This window comes from Peterkaempfera griseoplana (assembly GCF_001418575.1).
GTDB lineage: Bacteria > Actinomycetota > Actinomycetes > Streptomycetales > Streptomycetaceae > Peterkaempfera > Peterkaempfera griseoplana.
This window is the reverse complement of sequence record NZ_LIQR01000628.1, coordinates 1-1,391: the sequence shown is the minus strand read 5'-3', so window position 1 is coordinate 1,391 and position 1,391 is coordinate 1. Positions and strand designations below refer to the sequence as shown.

Annotated in this window: 1 protein-coding gene and 2 pseudogenes; 1 reads left to right on the top strand and 2 read right to left on the bottom strand. The window is 71.0% G+C overall.

The genetic code is table 11. The features are described 5' to 3' along the window. Nucleotides 1-484 (top strand): annotated as a pseudogene (locus tag AOK09_RS34360) (NAD-dependent epimerase); the annotation flags it as partial. A gap of 196 nt (nucleotides 485-680) precedes the next feature. Here AOK09_RS34360 and AOK09_RS34355 read toward each other — a convergent pair. Both AOK09_RS34355 and AOK09_RS34350 read right to left on the bottom strand, forming a co-directional pair. Further along, on the bottom strand, nucleotides 681-1,001 hold the full coding sequence (locus AOK09_RS34355; RefSeq protein WP_055591130.1) for a hypothetical protein: 321 nt from the start codon (nucleotides 999-1,001) through the stop codon (nucleotides 681-683). 197 nt (nucleotides 1,002-1,198) lie between these two features. Continuing rightward, nucleotides 1,199-1,391, bottom strand: a pseudogene (locus AOK09_RS34350) (hypothetical protein); the annotation flags it as partial.

The following is a 1,391-nucleotide window of genomic DNA, read 5'->3' as shown; positions in this document are numbered from 1 at the left end:
CCTGGTGGCTCCCGGCGACCCGAACCGGCCGATGCAGTTGGTCGATGCCCGTGACATCGCCGCCTTCATGCTGCATCAGCTGTCAGCCGGAGGGTCCGGGCGCTTTCTGGCGACCGGGGTGCGTTCCAACACCACCTGGGGTGCCCTGCTGCGTGAGTGCATCGCGGTGACCGGGGCCGATGCTGAGCCGGTGTGGGTGGACGATGCCTTCCTGGTCGAGCGGGGGATCGGCGTCTGGACGGAGTTGCCGTTGTGGGCACCGAGCGGGCCGGTGTTCGACGGCGTATGGCTTCCGTCCTCCGCCAAGGCACTGGCGCACGGCATGACCTGCCGCCCGGTCGCCGACTCGGTGAGAGACACCTGGGAGTGGGTGCGTTCCCGGGGTCCCGCGGCAAGGCCCTACACGCAGGGCGGGACTCCCCTGGGCATCGACCCCGAGAAGGAGGCCCGTCTGCTCGCCGACTGGGACACACTCGCCGTCTAAGGAGACGTCAGACCAGAGGCTGCCGGGGTCGTCCAGTAGAGGATTCCGGTGGCCGGCCTGGTCGTGTCCGATCGTCAGAGGTCCGGTCGGCCACCGGTGATCTTTCCGGTGGCCGTCGGGGCCGTCGGAGGGGGCTGCTGACCGCGTCCTCCCCCCTGTCGATTCCGGGTCAGGGGCGGGTGGACGCAACCGGGTTCTACGGCGTGCTGGGGCCATCGAGGAGGCTAAACAGCACGGCAGCCTCCGCGTGGAGCCGCGCGACCCGGTCGGCGTGGACGGGCGAGGTCAACTGCGCTGCGGCTTCTAGTCTCTCGGCCGCCTCGGCTCGTACGATCTCCGCCACCGCGCTCTCGCTCAGCTCGAGCCGTGCCACCTCGGTGGCCCCGGCACCGACCGGTGACTGTTCGAGCGCCGAGCCGCGCAGTTCGGTTCCGTGGGCAGGCACCGCCTCCGCGTTGTCCAGCGCGGCGAGCGTCGAGCGCAGGGCGCTCACAGCGGCCTTGTCACGGGCGCGCATAGCTGCCGGGAGGGCTTGCCGCATACGGACACGTAGGGACATGCCGTGACCTTATGGCCGTCCCAGCGGTCCTACAACGGGATATCCCGGCGGCGCCGCCGAGTCCTCGCGTCCGCACCCACGGGCCGGAACGGCGATCACGGCGGGTTTCGAGGTCGCGAATCGCCGGTGGCCCGCCCGGGCGCGCGTCGTACGGGTCACTGGAGGCCCCAGCGGTGCGGGTGACCGGGATCGTCGGGGCAGGCGAAGATGTTGAGCTCACCCCAACGGCCCACGACCACCTCCGTGGGGGTGGCGCAACGGTGTGTCGGCCGGCTCCGGTCCTCCAGTGGCCTCCAGCTGATGCTGCCGCCGTCCCACTCCGAGCTGTCGACCGTCAGCAGCAGCCGC

Bases quoted from the DNA above. Each gene is read 5' to 3' on its own strand.
- AOK09_RS34355 (WP_055591130.1), bottom strand. From the start codon at position 1,001: ATGCGCGCCCGTGACAAGGCCGCTGTGAGCGCCCTGCGCTCGACGCTC.